The 548-nt window shown below is 67.2% G+C and carries 1 pseudogene; it reads right to left on the reverse strand.

From position 1 onward, the window contains the following. Positions 1-548 (reverse strand): annotated as a pseudogene (locus tag EOA60_RS38050) (hypothetical protein); the annotation flags it as partial.

Here is a 548-nt window from a genome sequence, read left to right on the forward strand (position 1 = left end):
TCGCAGCATAGTCGGCGGCTGAGATCAGCGAGCGGCCGTTCGCCGAGGCGTCCGTGATGTCGGCGACGGCAATCGCCAAGGCCGTTTTCAGGCTGGCAGCGCTGATCGCGCCGGAAAGGCCGGCCACCGACGCCACGGCGTCGGTGTTGTCGATTTTCACCCATTTGGTGCCGTCCGAGACGACCCAATCGCCGACCTTCCAGTCGGTGATCCCGCCGACGCTCGTCGCGCCGGCCACGGACACCATGTAGTACCAGCCCTTGTTCCCGGCTGCGGCCGCCGGGATGGTCGGGGTGTTGGTGTTGGCGTTCCAGTCGCCCTGATAATTGAGCGAGCCGAAGAGCGTCGAAGGTAGTTGCGCAGCCGGCACCTTCCCGGTCGCGTCGAGGCTGGCATAGCCGTTCGCGTTGCCCTTTTCCGAGCCGTCCTGCTTGCTGTCGAGCGCGGCCTGCAGGCCGGTCGTGTCGGCGATGACGTGGCTGTGGACCAGCAGCGCGCGCTGCGCGACCGAGACGAGCAGGCCGGCAATGTCGAGGTCGATCGCTGAG

The organism is Mesorhizobium sp. M1A.F.Ca.IN.020.06.1.1 (assembly GCF_004023265.1).
In the GTDB taxonomy this organism is placed as follows: Bacteria; Pseudomonadota; Alphaproteobacteria; order Rhizobiales; family Rhizobiaceae; genus Mesorhizobium.